Annotated in this window: 15 protein-coding genes and 1 tRNA gene; 7 read left to right on the top strand and 9 right to left on the bottom strand. The window is 71.8% G+C overall.

From position 1 onward, the window contains the following. Positions 1-93: 93 nt before the first annotated feature. Together ACWZEH_RS19065 and ACWZEH_RS19060 are read right to left on the bottom strand one after the other, a co-directional pair. Entirely contained in the window at positions 94-1,554 is a 1,461-nt protein-coding gene (locus ACWZEH_RS19065) for an aldehyde dehydrogenase family protein (RefSeq protein WP_456199690.1), read from the bottom strand. Positions 1,555-1,683: 129 nt separating this feature from the next. Further along, complete coding sequence (locus tag ACWZEH_RS19060) at positions 1,684-2,508, bottom strand: helix-turn-helix domain-containing protein (RefSeq protein WP_456199689.1); 825 nt, start codon at positions 2,506-2,508, stop codon at positions 1,684-1,686. Positions 2,509-2,872: 364 nt separating this feature from the next. Between ACWZEH_RS19060 and ACWZEH_RS19055 the strand changes: the two genes are divergently transcribed. Continuing rightward, entirely contained in the window at positions 2,873-3,352 is a 480-nt protein-coding gene (locus ACWZEH_RS19055; RefSeq protein ID WP_456192372.1) for an ATP-binding protein, read from the top strand. 163 nt (positions 3,353-3,515) lie between these two features. On the opposite strand, the gene ACWZEH_RS19050 is transcribed toward ACWZEH_RS19055, so the two are convergent. Further along, a complete protein-coding gene (locus ACWZEH_RS19050) occupies positions 3,516-3,815 on the bottom strand; it encodes a DUF397 domain-containing protein (RefSeq protein WP_456192371.1) in 300 nt (99 codons plus the stop codon). A gap of 423 nt (positions 3,816-4,238) precedes the next feature. Between ACWZEH_RS19050 and ACWZEH_RS19045 the strand changes: the two genes are divergently transcribed. Together ACWZEH_RS19045 and ACWZEH_RS19040 are read left to right on the top strand one after the other, a co-directional pair. Then, the gene (locus ACWZEH_RS19045) at positions 4,239-4,868 is read left to right on the top strand and encodes a hypothetical protein (RefSeq protein WP_456192370.1); all 630 of its coding nucleotides are present in this window, start codon (positions 4,239-4,241) and stop codon (positions 4,866-4,868) included. Positions 4,869-4,990: 122 nt separating this feature from the next. Further along, the gene (locus ACWZEH_RS19040; RefSeq protein WP_456192369.1) at positions 4,991-5,530 is read left to right on the top strand and encodes a DUF4232 domain-containing protein; all 540 of its coding nucleotides are present in this window, start codon (positions 4,991-4,993) and stop codon (positions 5,528-5,530) included. 238 nt (positions 5,531-5,768) lie between these two features. Here ACWZEH_RS19040 and ACWZEH_RS19035 read toward each other — a convergent pair whose 3' ends face one another. Beyond that, positions 5,769-6,956 (bottom strand): DUF2786 domain-containing protein, encoded by a 1,188-nt coding sequence (locus ACWZEH_RS19035; RefSeq protein WP_456192368.1) that lies wholly within the window; start codon positions 6,954-6,956, stop codon positions 5,769-5,771. Between the two features lie 94 nt (positions 6,957-7,050). On the opposite strand from ACWZEH_RS19035, the gene ACWZEH_RS19030 reads away from it, so the two are divergent. After that, positions 7,051-7,830 (top strand): Clp protease N-terminal domain-containing protein, encoded by a 780-nt coding sequence (locus ACWZEH_RS19030; RefSeq protein ID WP_456192367.1) that lies wholly within the window; start codon positions 7,051-7,053, stop codon positions 7,828-7,830. 89 nt (positions 7,831-7,919) lie between these two features. After that, positions 7,920-9,608, top strand: a complete 1,689-nt coding sequence (locus ACWZEH_RS19025) for a bifunctional 3'-5' exonuclease/DNA polymerase (protein WP_456192366.1) — start codon at positions 7,920-7,922, stop codon at positions 9,606-9,608. A 66-nt stretch (positions 9,609-9,674) separates the two neighbouring features. On the opposite strand, the gene ACWZEH_RS19020 is transcribed toward ACWZEH_RS19025, so the two are convergent. Continuing rightward, positions 9,675-10,523: a helix-turn-helix transcriptional regulator gene (locus ACWZEH_RS19020; protein ID WP_456199688.1), complete on the bottom strand. Its 849-nt coding sequence runs from the start codon at positions 10,521-10,523 to the stop codon at positions 9,675-9,677. 242 nt (positions 10,524-10,765) lie between these two features. Between ACWZEH_RS19020 and ACWZEH_RS19015 the strand changes: the two genes are divergently transcribed. After that, the gene (locus ACWZEH_RS19015; RefSeq protein WP_456192365.1) at positions 10,766-11,779 is read left to right on the top strand and encodes an NADP-dependent oxidoreductase; all 1,014 of its coding nucleotides are present in this window, start codon (positions 10,766-10,768) and stop codon (positions 11,777-11,779) included. 268 nt (positions 11,780-12,047) lie between these two features. Beyond that, positions 12,048-13,934: an AMP-dependent synthetase/ligase gene (locus tag ACWZEH_RS19010; protein WP_456192364.1), complete on the top strand. Its 1,887-nt coding sequence runs from the start codon at positions 12,048-12,050 to the stop codon at positions 13,932-13,934. A gap of 301 nt (positions 13,935-14,235) precedes the next feature. Here the strand turns inward: ACWZEH_RS19010 and ACWZEH_RS19005 are convergent, their stop codons facing one another. The 4 genes from ACWZEH_RS19005 to ACWZEH_RS18990 all read right to left on the bottom strand — a co-directional run bounded on the left by ACWZEH_RS19005 (position 14,236) and on the right by ACWZEH_RS18990 (position 17,991). Then, positions 14,236-14,469: a hypothetical protein gene (locus ACWZEH_RS19005; RefSeq protein ID WP_456192363.1), complete on the bottom strand. Its 234-nt coding sequence runs from the start codon at positions 14,467-14,469 to the stop codon at positions 14,236-14,238. Positions 14,470-14,894: 425 nt separating this feature from the next. Further along, positions 14,895-14,968 (bottom strand) — tRNA-Thr (locus ACWZEH_RS19000). 118 nt (positions 14,969-15,086) lie between these two features. Next, positions 15,087-16,688, bottom strand: coding sequence for an alpha/beta hydrolase (locus tag ACWZEH_RS18995; protein ID WP_456192362.1), 1,602 nt, complete (start codon positions 16,686-16,688; stop codon positions 15,087-15,089). A 97-nt stretch (positions 16,689-16,785) separates the two neighbouring features. Then, entirely contained in the window at positions 16,786-17,991 is a 1,206-nt protein-coding gene (locus ACWZEH_RS18990; RefSeq protein WP_456192361.1) for a DNA polymerase III subunit delta', read from the bottom strand. Positions 17,992-18,179 lie beyond the last annotated feature (188 nt).

The following is an 18,179-nucleotide window of genomic DNA, read 5'->3' as shown; positions in this document are numbered from 1 at the left end:
GGTTTTCCTGGCACCGACGACGCTACGGGCCCTTGCGGTCAGGTGCTGTCCGCAAGGGCCCGGGAGGACGAGGAGCGAGCCGGAAGGGGCGGGTCAGAAGGGGAACCCGCTGCGGCCGTGCTGCACCGAGATCCACTTGACCGTGGTGAAGGCGTCCAGCATCGCCTCGCCGTTCAACCGGCCGCTGCCGGAGCTCTTCTCGCCGCCGAAGGGGACGATCGGCTCGTCGTGCACGGTGCCGTCGTTCACGTGGAACATGCCGGTGTCGATCTGCTTGGCGAAGTTCACCCCGCGCTCGATGTCCCCGGTGTGCACGGCGCCGCTCAGGCCGTACGGGGTGTCGTTGACGAGGCGTACGGCCTCCTCCTCGCCGTCGAACGGGACGAGGAAGGCGACCGGTCCGAAGACCTCCTGCCTCAGCAGGGCGGAGTCGGCGGGGAGGCCGGTGAGCACGGACGGCTCGACCAGGTTGTCGGTCCGGGCGCCGCGCACCAGGGCTGTCGCGCCCTCGGCGAGCGCCTGCTCGACGACACCGGCCAGCGAGTCCGCCTGCTGGGAGTTGATCACCGGGCCGATGACCGTCCCGGGGTCGCGCGGGTCGCCGGCCTTGAGGGACTTGACCTTGCTGACGAACTTCCCGGTGAACTCGTCGGCCACCGAGCGGTCCACCAGTACGCGGTTGGCGGCCATGCAGACCTGGCCCTGGTGGACGTACCGGCTGAACACGGCCGCGTCGACCGCGTAGTCGATGTCGGCGTCGTCGAGGACCACCAGCGCGCTGTTGCCGCCGAGTTCGAGGACCGAGCGCTTGAAGAGGCGCGCGCAGACGGTTGCCACGTGACGGCCGACCGCGTCGGAGCCGGTGAAGGAGATGACCTTCGGGACCGGGTGCTCGAGGAAGGCGTCGCCGATCTCCGCGATGTCCGTGATGACGACGTTCAGCAGACCGCCCGGCAGACCCGCGTCCTCGAAGATCTTCGCGATCAGTGCCCCGCCGACGATCGGGGTGTTCTGGTGCGGCTTGAGCACCACGCCGTTGCCGAGCGCGAGCGCCGGGGCGACCGACTTCAGCGACAGCAGGAACGGGAAGTTGAACGGGCTGATCACACCGACGACACCGACGGGCACGCGGTAGACGCGGTTCTCCTTGCCGTCCACCGGTGAGGGGATGATCCGGCCCTCGGGGCGCAGCGCCAGGTGCACCGACTCGCGGAGGAACTCCTTGGCGAGGTGGAGCTCGAAGGCGGCCTTCAGGCGCGTACCGCCGAGTTCGGCGATGATCGCCTCGGTGATCTCCTCCTCGCGCTCCTCGACCAGCGCGAGCGCCTTCTCGAGCACCGCGCGGCGGGCGTACGGGTTGGTCGCCGCCCACTGCTTCTGCGCGCGGGCCGCCGCCCGGTAGGCCTCGTCGACCTCGTCGACGGTGGCTGTCGTGATCGACGCCAGTTTCTCGTCGTCGTACGGGTTGAAGTCGATGATGTCCCAGGAGCCGGTGCCCGGACGCCACTCGCCGTCGATGTACTGCTGGGCCAGGTCGGTGAAGTACGACGACATGTGATCCCTCAACCCCTCAATCCCTCGCCGCCGAGGCGGGCCCACCCCGCGTCGGCCTCACGGTCCGGCCGCACGGGCTGGTGTCCGTCCGGTCCGCGCGGCCTGATTGAGCGTCATCGTACTGATGTTTCAGGAGAGTTGGAGGAGACCCCGCAGAAGGTCCCGGCTCTCCGAAGGCCCCGGACTGTCCTGCTGGAGCTCCTTGAGCGCCTTCTCGTACTGGGCCACGTCCTCGGCCTTGTCGAGGTACAGCGCGCTCGTCAGCTGCTCCATGTACACGACGTCCGACAGGTCGGACTCGGGGAAGCTGAGGATGGTGAACGCGCCGGACTCACCGGAGTGGCCGCCGAATCCGAACGGCATGACCTGCAGTCGGATATTGGGCCGCTCGGAGACCTCGATCAGATGCTGGAGCTGCCCCCGCATCACCTCGCGGTCGCCGTACGGCCGGTGCAGCGCGGCCTCGTCGAGCACGACGTGGAACTCCGGCGCGCTCTCGGAGACCAGGTACTTCTGCCGCTCCAGGCGCAGCGCCACCCGCCGTTCGACGTCGGCCCCGCTCGCGCCCGCCATGCCGCGCCGGACCACCGCACGCGCGTACTCCTCGGTCTGCAACAGGCCGTGCACGAACTGCACTTCGTACGCCCTGATGAGTGCGGCGGCGCCCTCGAGACCCACATAGGTGGGGAACCAGCTGGGCAGCACGTCCGAGTAGCTGTGCCACCAGCCCGCGACATTGGCCTCTCTGGCCAGGGAGAGCAGCGAGGTGCGCTCCTGCTCGTCCGCGATGCCGTACAGCGTCAGCAGGTCCTCGACGTCCCTGGTCTTGAAGCTCACCCGGCCCAACTCCATCCGGCTGATCTTCGATTCCGAGGCGCGGATCGAATAACCCGCCGCCTCACGCGTGATCCCCCGAGCCTCACGCAGTCGCCTGAGTTGTGATCCGAGCAGCATGCGCCGCACCACCGATCCCGGCTCTCCCGCGCTCACGTTCGCCAGCCTCCCCAACGTCTGTCAGGGGCCGAAGTCTGCCACTAAAACACTCCGAGCAGTACTCGCCCGGTTACGGAAATGGAATCAGGGTCGGGGTTTCGAGCAGGGAGAAGTAGAGAGCAAGCCACGGAAGTGACAGGAGGGACGTGAATATGGCGGAAAAATTGACCAACAAGCGGTACGGGAGGTCCTATTTCGGTCAGCTGCACGTGCATCTGCCCTTGCATCTGCCGTACGCATCCGAAACCATGGTCTCCGCACCACCGCCGTATCGCTACGACCGCGAATCCCGGGAGTGCCTCGCATGGGGACGAATGGATCGACCATGCTCCAGCCGTTACGGCAGGGCCTTCCGCCACTGGACCCCGCGGCCGTGTCCGACGCCGCCTCCTGCTCCCTCCCCGCCCGCTACGAAGCGGTGCGCGAGGCACGGCAGTTCACCCGGAAGACCTGTGACCAGTGGGACGCGGGCGACCGCTTCGACGACGTGTGCCTGGTCGTCTCCGAACTGGTCACCAACGCCCTGCGGCACGGCCTGCCGGTCGGCGCGCCGCGGCCGGCGGAGCAGGAGGCTCTGGTGCGGCTGCACCTGATGCGGTGGACCGGGCGGCTGGTGTGCGCGGTGCGCGACCCGAGCCACGGCAGCCCCGTCACCCGCGAGGCGGACGACTTCTCCGCGGAGTCGGGTCGCGGGTTGCTCCTGGTCGAGTCGTTCAGCGACGGCTGGGGCTGGCAGCCGATGCGCGGCCGACGCGGCAAGGTGGTCTGGGCACTGTTCCTGCTGCCGCCTCCGGGCGGCGAATGACGGGATCGACGAGAACGCGACACCTTGGGACGTCGTGTTCTACGCGCGTCACGCGGGATGTGGCGGCCGCCGGGCGAGGGAGCGGCGGGCGAGGCGGGCACCACGGGCGCGGCGGCATCTCCAGGCGCGTTCGGACGCGCCGCACGCGTGGGGCGCGATCGGGTCAGCCGACGACCAGGTGGTCGAACTCGCCGTCCTTGACGCCGAGGAGCATCGCCTCGATCTCCGCCCTGGTGTAGACGAGCGCGGGCCCCTCGGGGAAGCGGGAGTTGCGCACCGCCACCTCGCCGCCCGGCAGCCGGGCGAACTCCACGCAGGAACCCTGCGAGTTGCTGTGCCGGCTCTTCTGCCAGGCCACGCCGTCCAGCCCGGTGGCCGCCATTCCGTTGTACACGCGGGACGCGCCGGCGCCGCCATGCGCGTCACCGTCGTACACATCGCCCTCGTACACGTCGTGGTCCACAGGTCGCTCCCCGTTGTGCACTGGCCGGTGTTGCCATTGATGCATTGGTCAACTGACCCGGATCATAGCTTTGTTCAAGTGCAAATGCATGGGCAGATGCACGTGCACGCGGGGTGTTCCCTCCGTTACAGCCCTGTGGGCCGGCCTGCCGGACCCCGCGTGAGTGGAGACGCTTACGCGGGCCCTCGTGTTCCCTCGTCGGAGCCCTCATGTTCCTCGTTGTCTCCGTCTGTCCGCACGCGGCTCACTCAGTCCCGCAAGCGGTCTCTTTCCAGCCCTGCAAGCGGTCTCCCTCCTCCGTCACCGCGCGGTGACGGTGCGGTGCGAGGTGGGTCACCGGGACTGGTGGGGTGCCGGGCACGTCCTGTTAGCTGGCTGCGGTCGTTCCGGCCGACGGGGCCGGCTACAGGCAGGGGGCCAGCGGTGGCATCGGTGGATCAGGGCGGCACGGGGACGCCGGCGGACCCGGGGGCGGTTTCGGGTGCGGACCCGGGGGCGGGCCCGGCGGCGTCGCGCTCCTGGCGCACCGTGTCCCGTCGGCGCGTTCGGCTCGCGGTCGCGGCCGTGGGGCTGGCCGGCGCGCTCGCCCTCACCGGGTGCAGCAGCGACAGCGACTCCGGTGACGGCTCCCCCACGCCCACCGCGACGCCGTCCGCCCCGGCCGCCGGCGATCCCGACGGCGGCACCGGAGGCGCGGACGGGACGGACGGTTCGGACGCGAGCGGCACCCCGGCGGGTGAGCTGGAGGGCAGCTGGCTCACCACGGCCGACGGCAAGGCCGTGGCCCTGATGTTCACCGGCGAGCAGGCCGCCCTCTTCGCCACGGGAGGCACCGTGTGCAGTGGCACGGCGGAGGGGGGTGCCGGAATCGCAACGACGATCAGCCTCGGCTGCCCGGACGGCGACGAGGACCGGGCGGACGGCACGGTCGACTCGGTGAGCGGGTCCACCCTGAAGGTCACCTGGGAGGGCTCCCTCGGCACCGAGACGTACACGAAGGCCGAGGGCGGCCGAGGGCCGTCGGGTCTTCCGACCGCTGGGATCGGGTCGTAGCGCCTGCCGCGAGGACCCCGCCCCCCCCCCCCCCCCCCCCCCCCCCCCCCCCCGGGTGCGCCGGGAGGGCCTCCCGGGGTGTGATGATCTGGGGGCCGCTCCACGAACCCGGGGGAATCCTCATGCGCGCCATGCCGATCGCCGTCACCGCTGCCACCGCCCTCCTCCTGCTGACCGCCTGCGGCGGCGAGGGCGGTGGTGACGGGGCGAAGGACGAGAACGACGCGAAGCAGGAGAGCGGGGCCTGTTCGAGCGCGACGGTGAGCCTCGAGGCCGGTCCCGCGAGCGAGGCCCCGGCCGCCGGTGACACCGGCGAGGTGCCTGTGAGCCTCGTCAACCAGGGCGCCGCCTGCGTCCTGGACGGCTTCCCCGAGGCGAGCCTGGTGGTCGGGGGCGAGCCCGTCGCGCTGACCCCGGCCGAGGGCGCCACGGCGCAGGAACTGACCCTGGCGGAGGACGAAGCGGCCTCCTTCACGATCACCTACGTACGCGGCCCGGAGGGCGCGGGCGAGAGCCTGGACGCCACGTCCCTGCGGATCGGCCTCCCCGGCGAGTCCGCCACCCGGGACTTCCCCTGGACCTACGGCCCGGTGGCGGTCAGGGAACCGGCCGAGGCCGCGGCCGACGCGTCCCTGAGCGCCTTCCAGCGGACGGGCGACTGACCGGCGGGCGGGCGGGCCTCCGGCCTCCGGCCTCCGGACAGGACGACGACCCGCAACCCGCGCGGGGCCCGGCAATCCGTGGCCTCGCCCCGCGCGGAGGCGGACAGTCCGTGACCCACCGCGCGGGGCCGGGCAGCCCGGAGCCCGCGCGGGCTCCGGACCGGCCACACGGGCCATATCGGCCGCGGAGTGCGGGCTCCGGCTCCGGGCACCGGGCTCCGGGCTCCGGGCTCCGGTTTCAGCCGAGTCGTCGGCGGGCTTCGACCTGGGCGTCCTCCGCCGCCCGCGCGCCCTCCTCCCACCCCGCCGCGTCGCTCACCCCGCGCAGCCTGGTGGTCGTCGTCTCCGGGAACAGGCGGTCCAGCCGCTCGGTGACCGCGACGTCGCGGGAGGCGAGCACCGGGAGCAGGTCGTCGCTCAGCCCACTCGTCCGGCCTTCGGCGGCAGCCGCCAGACGCGCTCCCACGCGGTGGGCGTAGGCCGCGAGGAACGACTGACGGAAGGTCTTGGTCCGTTTGCGTCCGCCCGCCTTCTGGGCCGCCTCCGCCTTCGTCATGGCCGTACCGGCCTGCACGAGCAGTGAGGTGTAGAGGAGTTCGACCGCTTCCAGGTCGGCGTCGAATCCGACCACGGTGGAGAAGCCGAGGGATTCGTTCCACACGGCCCGGCAGCGGTTCGCGTCGGCGATCGCGTCGAGCAGGACGGCCTTGGTCTGCTCGTACGGCGCATCCACCCCGATCCGGCACGCGCCCGGCGCCGTCGCCGCGTGCGCCCGCACCGCGAGCAGGGCCTCGTCGACGCTGTGCCGCGCCATCAGTTCCTGCGCCTTGGCGGTGAGTGCCTCCGCCTCCTCCGGGAAGCCGGTCGCCTCCGCCTTGGCGAGCAGCGCGCGGATGCGGCCGAGCGTGCGGGACTCCGGACGCCGGTCGCCCTCCCCGGGGCCCGCCCCGCCGGCCGTCCCGGCACTCCCGGCCGCCGCCTCGTCGAGGGACTCGAGCGTGGGCAGGCGCAGCAGCAGCCGGTACAGCTCCAGTACGGCCGTGGCGTGCGAGAAGCGGTCGGTGCGGGGCGGGCGCGAGGGCGCGGGAGTGGCGCCGGTTCCACCGGGGGCGTCGAGCGCGTCGAGCTGGGCGGTCCAGCGAGGGCCCCGGGGCCGGTCGTGCGGCGCCTGCGCACGGATCAGCGCCGTGACGAGCCTCAGGTGCACGTCGTCCAGTTCGCGCCGGACGACGCGTACGACGTCGGCGGGCTGCCAGCCGCGCCGCCAGGCGTTCGCCACGAACTCCTCGCCCCGTCGGGCGAGTTCGGCGTCCGCCGCCGGATCGGCGGCGAGCAGGGACGCGCCGGTGTCGAGGGCGTCGTCGGTGGTGGCGTACAGGGTGGCCCGAAAGGCGCGTTCGACGGTGCTGGACGTACTCGTACTCACGAGCCGATCGTGCCATGCCCCAGGAGTCCACCACTTCGCCCTCAAGTGTCAACTCGCGGTTGACAGCCATCCACTGTCAACCTACCGTTGACACATGACGACGAACCCCGGCATCACGTCATCCGTACGTCTCGACGACCTCATCGCGGCCATCAAGAAGGTCCACGAGGAACCCCTTCAGCAGCTCCAGGACGCGGTACTCGCGGGCGAGCACCTCGGCGACGTGGCGGACCACCTGATCGGCCACTTCGTGGACCAGGCCCGGCGTTCGGGCGCCTCCTGGACGGACATCGGCAAGAGCATGGGCGTCACCCGGCAGGCGGCCCAGAAGCGTTTCGTGCCCAAGGAGTCGGCCTCCCTCGACCCGGACGAGGGCTTCAACCGCTACACGCCCCGCGCCCGCGCGGTGGTGATGGCCGCGCACAACGAGTCCAAGGCCGCGCGCAACGCCGAGGGTCTGCCCGAGCACCTGGTCCTCGGCCTGCTGGCCGAGCCGGGCGGCCTGGCCGCGAAGGCGATCACCGAGCAGGGCGTCACCCTGGACGCGGTCCGCGCGGCCGCCGCCGCGGCCCTCCCGCCGGCCGTCGAGGACGCCCCCGAGCTGGTGCCGTACGGCCCGGCGGCCAAGAAGGTCCTGGAACTCACCTTCCGCGAGGCCCTCCGCCTCGGTCACAACTACGTCGGCACCGAGCACCTCCTGCTCGCCCTCCTGGAGCACGAGAACGGCAAGGGCGTCCTCAGCGGCCTCGGCGTCGACAAGACGGCCACCGAGCGGTACGTCGCCGAACTGCTGGCGCAGGTCGTGGCGGTGCGGCAGGAGGACGACCGGGAGGAGGACGGCGACCAGGAGCAGGCACCCTCACCGGAGAACTGACCCCGGCCGGTGTCGGCCCCGCGGCCGAACCTCGTGGCCGGACCCCGCGGTCGGGCGCCGTTGTCACACCCCCCTGCCACACTCACGTCATGACCGACCGGTGGGCACTCGCTCCGGCCGAGGACGGTGGCGTGGACGTCGCCCCCCTCGGCCCGGACGGGCTGCCCGCCGCTCCGGTGCGGCGGGAGGCGGATGCCGCCGAGGCCGTGCGGAGCCGTCCCGGTGTCACACGGTGGGTGTGGCGGTCCACCGCCGAGGTCCATCCGCGTCTGCTCGCCACGGGGGTGCGAGTGGAGCGGTGCTACGACGTCGAGGCCGCCGAGACGCTCCTGCTCGGTCACGAAGGGCGGTACGGGCAGCCCCGTTCGGCCGGGGCCGCCCTGGCCCGGCTCCGCGGCGGCCCCGTACCGCCCGATCCGCCGCAGCGTTCGGCCGGGCCGGGCGCGCAGTCGTCCCTCTTCGAACCCCGGGGCGCGCACGTCCCGCTGGCGGACCTCCTGGCCGTCTACGCCGGGCAGCAGCGCCGGACCGAGGCGACCGCGCACCCGGACCGGATGCGGCTGCTGCTGGCCGCCGAGTCGGCGGGGATGCTCGTCGCCGCCGAGATGAACCGCGCGGGGATGCCCTGGCGGGCGGACGTGCACCGCGCGGTGCTGCACGACCTGCTCGGCGAGCGGTACGCGGGCGGCGGCGAGCCCCGCAGACTCGCCGAGCTGGCCGACGAGGTGTCCGCCGCCTTCGGCCGCCGGGTCCGGCCCGACCTGCCCGCCGACGTCGTCAAGGCGTTCGCGCAGGCCGGGATCAAGGTCTCCTCGACCCGCCGCTGGGAACTGGAGTCCCTCGACCACCCGGCGGTGAAACCGCTGATCGAGTACAAGAGGCTGTACCGCGTCATGGTCGCCCACGGCTGGTCGTGGCTCCAGGACTGGGTACGCGACGGCCGCTTTTGGCCCGAGTTCCTGGCGGGCGGGACGGTGACCGGCCGCTGGGTGACCAACGGCGGGGGCGCACTGCAGATCCCCAAGGTGATCCGCCGCGCGGTGGTCGCCGATCCGGGCTGGCGGCTCGTCGTCGCCGACGCCGACCAAATGGAGCCGCGCGTCCTCGCGGCGATCTCCCGCGACCCCGCGCTGATGGAGGTGGCCGGCCGGGAGAGCGACCTCTACCAGTCGGTGTCCGACCGCGTCTTCTCCGGCGACCGCGCGCAGGCGAAGCTCGCCGTCCTCGGCGCGGTCTACGGCCAGACGTCCGGCGACGGCCTGAAGAACCTCGCCGCCCTCAGACGCCGCTTCCCCAAGGCGGTGGCCTACGTCGACGAGGCCGCCCGCGCCGGCGAGGAGGGCCGTCTCGTACGGACCTGGCTGGGCCGCACCTGCCCGCCGGCGGCCCGCACCACGGACGACGCGGTGGAGGAGGCCGGCATCCCGCTCGCGGAGGAGGAGCCCGACGCCGCCCGGCAGTGGACACCGGGTTACGCCTCGACCGACGCCCGCGCGCGAGGCCGTTTCACCCGCAACTTCGTCGTCCAGGGCAGCGCCGCCGACTGGACCCTGCTGCTGCTCGCCGCACTGCGGCAGGCGTTGACGGACCTGGCGGCCGAGCTGGTCTTCTTCCAGCACGACGAGGTGATCGTGCACTGCCCCGAGGAGGAGGCGGAGACGGTGGCGGGGGCGATCCGGGAGGCGGCGGAGCTGGCCGGGCGGCTGACGTTCGGACCGACCCCGGTGCGGTTTCCGTTCACCACGGCGGTGGTGGAGTGCTACGCGGACGCGAAGTGACCACGGAGCCCGGACTCCCCGCCGGACCAGGCCGGGCATCTCTTCCCCCTCGGCCGGGACGTCGCCTTACTGTCGTGCGCTTGTCACCGCCCAGCTGCCCAGCAGTTTCAACGCGGTCTCCGCGGTGTCGCAGGAAGCGGTGAAGATGACGAGTGACCGGCCCTCGTCGCCGGGCATGGTGAGGGCTTCGTAGGCGAGGTCGAAGCGACCGACCACGGGGTGGTCGAAGCTCTTGGTGCCATGTGTCTTCTCCCGGACTTCCTGTGCCGCCCACAGCCCCCGGAACTCGGGACTGCGGTCACTGAGTTCTGCGACGAGGTGTCCCGGACGCGAGTGGTGCGCATGACGTGCGGCTGAGAAGCGCAGGAACCCGACGGTCTGGCGGGCCACCTGTTCCCAGTGCGGGTACAGGCTGCGGGCCGTGGTGTCCAGGAAGATGTGACGGGCGATGTTCGAAGTGCCCGCCGGGACACCGGCACAGCCGGGGATCAGGGCCAGGGCGAGGTCGTTGGCGGCGAGTACGTCCATGCCGGGGCCGAGGACGTATGCGGGCACGGCGCCCACGGCGTCCAGAAGCCGGCGGACATCCGGACGCACCCGCTGCGCCCCAAAGGCCGAGGACTCAGCCGCCCGGTGCTGCGGCGGGCGCGCCAGCGCGTACAGGTGAGCCCGCTCGGTCGCGTCCAGCCGCAGCACACGGGCCAGTGCCTCCAGCACGGAATCCGAGGGGTTGGTGGCACGTCCCTGCTCCAGGCGCGTGTAGTAGACAGTGCTCACTCCGGCGAGTTCCGCCACCTCCTCGCGGCGCAGGCCGGGCACCCGCCGTCGGCCCAGAGCGGGAACGCCCGCGGCCTGGGGCGTCACGTGCGACCGCCGCGAATGAAGAAACCTGCCCAGCTCACGCGCCTGCTTCACGGCCACCCCTGGATCGTCCTCGTCGGAGCGGGCCGCTGTTTCCCCGCGCCGCCCGCGTCAGTATGCCCTCGGTGGGACGCGCCGTCCTGTCCCTGCCAGTACCCCCTCCACGCCGTGGACTGGTACTCACGGGGTAATGGCCGGCAGGGCGTCTCCGGTCCACGGTTGAGCACAGTGCGTACCGCACAACCGTCGCCCCCTGCGGCCGACGGCTCGTCTCGGACTTCTCAGGAGCACCGGTCATGCGTGCAGTGGTCTTCTCCCGCTATGGCGACGAAAGCGTCCTGGAACTGACCGAGCGGCCGGTGCCGGCCGCCGCGGACGGGGAGATCCTGGTCAGGGTCCGGGCAGCCGGGGTGAACCCCGTCGACTGGAAGTTCCGTGAAGGCGCGGTCGGTACGGACCGCCCCTTCCCGCTGGGGGTGGGCTGGGACGTGGCAGGGACGGTCGCCGCGACGACGGCGGCCGACGGCCCGGCTGTTGGTGACGAGGTGTTCGGCATGCTGCCCCTGCCGTACGGCGGCGCCTACCAGGAGTTCGCCGTACTGCCGGCCTCAGCAGTGGCGCCCAAGCCTGAGGGTCTGTCGTTCGCACAGGCCGCGGCCGTCCCGCTGGCGGCCCTGACTGCCTGGCAGTCCCTCGACACCGCACAGGTGACCGCCGGGCAGCGGGTGCTGGTGCACGCCGGCGCGGGCGGTGTCGGCCACTTCGCCGTACAGCTCGCCAAGTACCGCGGGGCGCATGTCTCGGCGACCGCCTCACCGCGCAACCTCGGCTTCCTGCGCCGGCTCGGCGTCGACGAACCCCTGGACCGCACCTCGGACGGCCTGCGCACCATCGAACCGGTCGACGTCGTCATCGACACTGTCGGCGGCCGGACCCAGCAGGAGTCGTGGCCGCTGCTGCGTCCGGGCGGGATGCTCGTCACGCTGCCGGAACCGATCGACGACGCCCACCGCGTGCCCGGCACCACAGGGCGGCGCGTCGTCGTCGCTCCTGACGGCCGGGCACTGCACCGCATCGGCACGCTCATCGACACCGGAGTCGTCCACGTCGAGGTCCAGGACGTTCTGCCCCTGGAGAAGGCGGCCGAGGCACAGCTGATCAGCAAGACCGGTCAGGTCCGCGGCAAGCTCGTGCTCAGTCTGCAGCCGGACTCACGGCATGCCAACGAGGTGGGCGGCTGGTCGTCGACGCGCCGCAAGCGGATCCCGACGGCGTACGAGACGGTGGCCGGGCGTGAATCGGCAGTGTGAAGACCGGTCCGTCGATGCCGGACAGGTGTCCCCCGGCCCCTGTCGTCGCCCTGTACGGCTACCACGCGGGAGCACCACTCGCGTCGCCGCCGAGGCCGGGCCCCTGGCGGGGGAGGCTCCTTGTGCGCGCCCGGGGTTCGGCACAGAGACCTGTGCAGCTCCTTCTCCCTTACGTGTGGGGGGCTCACGCCCTACTCTGAGCATTGCTTGCGAGTTACCTGTCGGTTAACAAGTCGTTCGATGGGCGCACCCGGGCCCGGAGGTCAATGTGAGTTCCGCGCAGTCCCCTCTTGAAAATCGCCCGGTTTCCGTGGCGCACCTCTTTCTCTCGAGAGTCGAGGCCACACCCGACCGGGAGGCTTACCGGTATCCCGCGCCGGCCGACGACGGCCCTCCCGGCGCCGAGCAGTGGCGCTCGCTGACATGGGCGCAGACCGCCGAGCGCGTCACGGCGATCGCGGCCGGCCTGCTCGCCCTCGGGATGCGGCCCGAGGAACGGGTGGCGATCTCCTCCTCCACTCGGGTGGAGTGGATACTGGCCGACCTGGGCGTCATGTGCGCGGGCGCGGCCGCCACCGCTGTCTACCCCAGCACCAATGCCGATGAGACGGTGTACATCCTCTCCGACTCCGGCAGCCGGGCGATCTTCGTCGAGGACACCGCCCAGCTGGCCAAGGTGGTCGCCCACGTCGACCGTCTGCCCGGGCTGGGCCACGCGATCCTCTTCGACCCTGCGGCGGACGTCCCTCGGGTGGAGGGGCTGGAGGTGCTGTCCCTCGCCGAGCTGGAGAAGCGGGGCACGGCATATCTGGAAGATCACCCGGACGCGGTCGAGGAGACGGTCCGGGCGATCGAGCCGGAGCAGCTGGCCACTCTGATCTACACCTCCGGTACGACCGGCCGGCCGAAGGGCGTGCGCCTGGTGCACGACTGCTGGTCGTACCAGGGCGTGGTGCAGGAGGCCGGCGGGCTGCTGCGCTCCGACGACGTGCAGTTCCTGTGGCTGCCGCTGTCCCACGTCTTCGGCAAGGCTCTGATCTCGGGTCAGGTCAGGACCGGTCATGTGATGGCCGTGGACGGGCGGGTCGACCGCATCATCACCAACCTGCCCGCCGTCCGGCCCACCCTGATGGCGTCGGCGCCGCGGATCTTCGAGAAGGTCTACAACGGTATCGCGAGCAGGGCGAGGGCCGAGGGCGGCATCAAGTACAAGATCTTCCTCTGGGCTGCGAAGGTCGCCCGCGACTACGCCAGGACCGGCCAGGAGAGCATGGCGGCGACCGGACGACGCAGGGTGCCCCTGCCGCTCGCCGTGCAGCGCGCTGTCGCCGACCGGCTGGTGTACGGCAAGATCCGCGCGGCCTTCGGAGGCAATCTGCGCGCCAGCATTTCCGGCAGTGCCGCCCTGGCCCCCGAGATCGGCTACTTCTTCTCCGGCGCCGGCGTGCACGTCCTCGAGGGCTACGGTCTGACCGAGACCAGCGCGGGCTGCGTCGTCAACCCCGCCGACGACTACCGGGTCGGCACGGTCGGCAAACCGCTGCCCGGCACGGAGGTCCGCATCGCCGAGGACGGCGAGATCCTGTTGAGAGGCCCCGGCGTCATGCGTGGCTACCACAACCTTCCGGAGAAGACCGCGGAGGTGCTGGAGAGCGACGGCTGGTTCCGCACCGGCGACATCGGTGAGGTGGACGAGGACGGCTTCGTGCGGATCACCGACCGCAAGAAGGACGTGTTCAAGACCTCGGGCGGCAAGTACGTGGCGCCCACCGAGATCGAGGGCCGCTTCAAGGCCATCTGCCCGTTCGTCAGCAACATCCTGGTCATCGGCAACGGCCGTAACTTCTGCACCGCCCTGATCGCCCTGGAGGAGACCGTGATCATGCCCTGGGCGGCGTCTCACGACCTCGGCGGCCGCAGCTACGCCGAGGTCGTCTCCTCCCCGCAGGTTCACGAACTGATCGACGGATTCGTCCAGCGGGTCAACGGTGAGCTGCAGCGGTGGCAGACGATCAAGAAGTTCTCGGTGCTGCCGCGTGACCTCGACATCGAGCACGGTGAGCTCACCCCGAGCCTCAAGGTCAAGCGGCCTGTCGTGGAGCGTGAGTACTCCGAGGTCGTCGAGGGGATGTACGAGGGTTCCCGCGAGGCCTGATCCCCATCCCGTCCGGTACGGCACTTCCCGCGGCCGTACCGGCCTCAACACCCCGACGATGGCCGGGGAATCGGCGGGCGCGGGTACACGGCCGAGGGCGGCCGCGCCGGGACAGCAGAGCCTGCTTGCGCGGTTCGCCCGGGGACGCGACCGCCGGGCCCGCCTGCCGCTCGTTGGAGCGGCGGCTTCGCGGCGCTCGTACCGAGGAGCAGCACGACATCTTCCGGCAGAACATGCCGAAGTCGTGGAGGGTGCTGAAGCCCACGACTTTCGACGGCCGGATGTGCGGTGGCGGCGCCGGTCAGCTGTGCGGGGCAGGAGTGGCGGTGAAGGGGTCCTTCAACTCCGTGAGCGACCGCACCCGCTCACAGAGGGCGGCGAAGGCCCCGCCGATGGGGATCCCCTCACGTTGCGAGAGGTACGGGGGCCGGGCTCCGGCGGGCAGCGTGCCCGAGTCCTGGTGCAGGTCCACCTCGACACCGACCTCCACGGCGCAGGACTCCGGGCCCACCACGAGCGCCGCGTGGATGTCCACCACGCCGGCGTCGCGTAGCGGAGACAAGTCGCAGGAAGCGCTGATGCCCTCGCTGTTCCGACCAGCGAGGGCACGGGGGAGGGCAATGGCGAGCGTCGGCGAAGCCGAGTGAGCCGGGATCGCTCGACGTGGTCAAAACGGCTGCTCGCACGTCGCCCCTGCCCGAGCAGCACGCCGATCGAGGGTGAGCGACGGCTGCATCCCTCGTCCTCCCCGGCAGCTGAAGGGCCAAAGGCGCTTCGGCCACCAGCGGAAGCACACGCCGCGTGCTGTGAGAATTTTGTGAGGGAAGAAGCTCCGGCGGGGCGCTCACGCATCGCTCACGCAAGCCCTCCACAACGGCCCCGGTATGCGTGTGCCACGCCCGGCCCCGGCCGAAAGCGAAAGCCCCAGGTCACGGCGAGTGAGTCCTGAGGCTTTCACAGAGCCGCCTTCGGGATTCGAACCCGAGACCTACGCATTACGAGTGCGTTGCTCTGGCCATCTGAGCTAAGGCGGCGCGCTGCCGGCACCATGGTGCGATCAGCGACGACGGTAAGTCTACACAGTTTCGGATGGTGCTCCGTACCTGTCCCGGAGGCGGGCCGACAGGCCTGCCTCCGGGTTGGGTGCACCGGCTATGAACAGCGCTTTCCGTCCGCGGGCGGGGTGCCGTCGACGAGATAGGTGTTGATCGCGGAGTCGATGCAGTCGCTGCCCCGGCCGTAGGCGGTGTGGCCGTCGCCCTCGTACGTGAGGAGGCGGGCCGAGGTGAGCTGGTCCGCCATGGCCTCCGCCCAGCGGTAGGGGGTGGCGGGGTCGCGCGTGGTGCCGACGACGACGATCGGGGCCGCGCCCCCGGCCTCGATGCGCTGGGGCTCACCGGTGGCGCCGACCGGCCAGTACGTGCAGTTCAGGGCGGCCCAGGCGAAGCTCTCGCCGAAGACCGGGGAGGCCTTCTCGAAGTCCGGGAGTGCCTCGCGCACCTGCTCCGGGGAGTCGAAGGCGGCCGGGAGGTCCAGGCAGTTCACGGCGGCGTTGGCGAACATCAGGTTGGCGTACTCGCCGTCGGCGTCGCGTTCGTAGTAGCTGTCGGCCAGGGCGAGGAGCCCGGCTCCGTCGTTCTCCTTCGTCGCCGCCGTCAGGGCCTTGCGCAGGAGCGGCCAGGCACCCTCGTCGTACATCGCGGCGATCACGCCGATGGTGGCCAGCGACTCGGTGAGTTCACGGCCGTCGGCGTCACCGGTGGGGAGGGGCTGGGCGTCGGTCTTGCCGAAGAACTCCTTCAGGTGTGCACCGACCTCTTCGGGGCTGGTGTCACGGCCTCCGAGCGGGCAGTCTCCCTGCCGTACGCAGTCCTTCGCGAAGGCCGTGAACGCCGTGTCGAAGCCCGCCGTCTGCTCGATGTTGAGCTGCCGCGCCGGCAGGGAGGGGTCCAGGGCTCCGTCGAGCACCAGACGGCCCGTGCGGTCCGGGAAGAGCCCCGCGTACGTCGCCCCGAGGAAGGTCCCGTAGGAGGCGCCGACGAAGTTCAGGTTCTCGTCGCCCAGTGCCGCCCGCACGATGTCCATGTCCCGGGCCGCCTCGACGGTGGACACGTGGCGCAGCAGCTTCGGCGCGTCCGTCGCGCAGCCCTCGGCGAACTTCCGGTACGCGGCGACCAGCGCGTCCGTCTCCTTCTCGTCGTCGGGTGTGAGGTCCGTCCGCGTGTGCGCGTCCATCTCGGGGCCGTCCAGGCATTCGACGGGCTCGCTGCGGGCCACGCCGCGCGGGTCCACGGCCACCATGTCGTAGCGGGCGCGCACCTCCTTTGGGTAGCCGATGCCGGCGTACGCCTGGAGGTAGCCGATCGCCGAGCCGCCCGGTCCGCCCGGGTTGACCAGCAGGGACCCCAGCCGCTCCCCCGGGCCCGTGGCCTTCTTGCGGGACACGGCGAGGCGGATGTCGCCGGCGGACGGCTCGGCGTAGTCGAGCGGGGCCTTCAGCGTGGCGCACTGGAAGCCGGGCGCACCGCAGTCGCGCCAGGCCGGCTTCTGCTCGTAGTACGGCGTGAGCGCTTCGGGCGTGGAGCGGGGCAGGGCGGCCAGCACCGCTGTCGCCTTCGCCGCCGAGCTCGCGGAACTCGCGGTGCTCGTCGTGCTCGTCGTGCTCCCGGAGGAGCAGCCGAAGACCAGGAGCGCGGCGGCGGCGAACATCGTGGCTCCGGTACGGGTTCTGCGGAGGGTACGCCATGTGTGCATGGAGCGAGCGTAACTCTGCGCCACGCGACGAGTGCACTGTGTGCGTGTCGCGCCTCGTACGAGTTGCGGGTTCCGGTTGCGGGTTCCGGTCGGGTGATCAGCCTGCTCTGAGGGCCATCGTCATCGCCTCCACCGCCAGGAGCGGGGCCACGTTGCGGTCGAGGGCGCCGCGGCAGGCGCCGACGGCCTCGATGCGGCGGAGTGTGGACTCGGGGGAACTGCCCCGGGCCATGCGCTCCAGGGCGTCCTCGACGTCCGTGTTGGCGAGGGCGATGCGGGAGCCGAGCTGCAGGGCGAGGACGTCGCGGTAGAAGCTGGTGAGGTCGGTCAGGGCCACGTCGAGGCTGTCCCGCTGGGTACGCGTTCTGCGGCGCTTCTGCATGTCCTCCAGATCCTTGACCACTCCCGCGGTGCCGCGCGGCAGCCGGCCGCCCTGCGTCGCGCCGAGTGCCGCCTTCAGCTCGTCGGTCTCCTTGGTGTCCGTCTGCTCGGCCAGCTGCTTGGCGTCCTCGGCGGCGGCGTCCACGAGTTCCTGGGCCGCCTTGAGCGCGCCCCCGATGTCCTCGACACGCAGCGGCAGCTTCAGTACGGCGGCGCGGCGCTCCCGGGCCGCCGGGTCGGTGGCCAGCCGGCGGGCCCGGTCGACGTGTCCCTGGGTGGCGCGGGCCACGGCCGCGGCGACGTCCGGCTCGATGCCCTCGCGTCGTACGAGCAGGTCGGCGACGGCGTCCACGGAGGGCGTGGTGAGGTTGAGGTGGCGGCAACGGGAGCGGATCGTCGGCAGGACGTCCTCGACGGAGGGGGCGCAGAGCAGCCAGACCGTGCGGGACGCGGGCTCCTCGACGGCCTTGAGGACGGCGTTGGCGGAGCTTTCGTTCAGCCGCTCGGCGTCCTCGACGAGGATCACCTGCCAGCGGCCGTTCGCCGGCGCGGTGAACGACTTGCGGACGGTGTCCCGCATGTCCGACACCCGGATCACCGCACCGACGGCGGCGATCGTGCTCACGTCGGCGTGGGTGCCGACCAGGGCGGTGTGGCAGCCGTCGCAGAATCCGCAGCCCGGGGAGCCGCCGAGCGCGCGGTCGGGGCTCACGCACTGCAGTGCGGCGGCGAAGGCACGCGCCGCCTGGTTGCGCCCCGCGCCGGGCGGGCCGGTGAACAGCCACGCGTGCGTCATCCTCGACGCCTCCGGTGGTGGGGCGTCGGCGGCCGCGGCCGTGACGAGGGCGTCGGCGTCCCGCGCGGCGGCGGCGAGCTGGTCGCTCACCCGCTGCTGCCCGACGAGGTCGTCCCACACGGTCATGGGTCACTCCGCCCTTCCGTCACGTTCGCCATTGCTCACCGGATCCGTTGGCCGGATCCAGTGAACGAACCCATTGTGGGGGTGACCACCGACAGTCCCGGACCGGCGGCGGGCCGGGCCGGGGAGAACGGCGCTGGGCGGGGCCGTCGTTCCGGCCCCGCCCAGCCCGGCATCGGCGCGTCCCGGTG

The organism is Streptomyces yamdrokensis, from assembly GCF_053890455.1.
Note: the sequence above shows the minus strand (reverse complement) of the source record. Positions and strands in the feature narration are given on the sequence as shown.

Bases quoted from the DNA above. Each gene is read 5' to 3' on its own strand.
- ACWZEH_RS19015 (WP_456192365.1), top strand. From the start codon at position 10,766: ATGCGTGCAGTGGTCTTCTCCCGCTATGGCGACGAAAGCGTCCTGGAA.
- ACWZEH_RS18990 (WP_456192361.1), bottom strand. From the start codon at position 17,991: ATGACCGTGTGGGACGACCTCGTCGGGCAGCAGCGGGTGAGCGACCAG.
- ACWZEH_RS19030 (WP_456192367.1), top strand. From the start codon at position 7,051: ATGACGACGAACCCCGGCATCACGTCATCCGTACGTCTCGACGACCTC.
- ACWZEH_RS19065 (WP_456199690.1), bottom strand. From the start codon at position 1,554: ATGTCGTCGTACTTCACCGACCTGGCCCAGCAGTACATCGACGGCGAG.
- ACWZEH_RS19060 (WP_456199689.1), bottom strand. From the start codon at position 2,508: ATGCTGCTCGGATCACAACTCAGGCGACTGCGTGAGGCTCGGGGGATC.
- ACWZEH_RS18995 (WP_456192362.1), bottom strand. From the start codon at position 16,688: ATGCACACATGGCGTACCCTCCGCAGAACCCGTACCGGAGCCACGATG.
- ACWZEH_RS19025 (WP_456192366.1), top strand. From the start codon at position 7,920: ATGACCGACCGGTGGGCACTCGCTCCGGCCGAGGACGGTGGCGTGGAC.
- ACWZEH_RS19040 (WP_456192369.1), top strand. From the start codon at position 4,991: ATGCGCGCCATGCCGATCGCCGTCACCGCTGCCACCGCCCTCCTCCTG.
- ACWZEH_RS19055 (WP_456192372.1), top strand. From the start codon at position 2,873: ATGCTCCAGCCGTTACGGCAGGGCCTTCCGCCACTGGACCCCGCGGCC.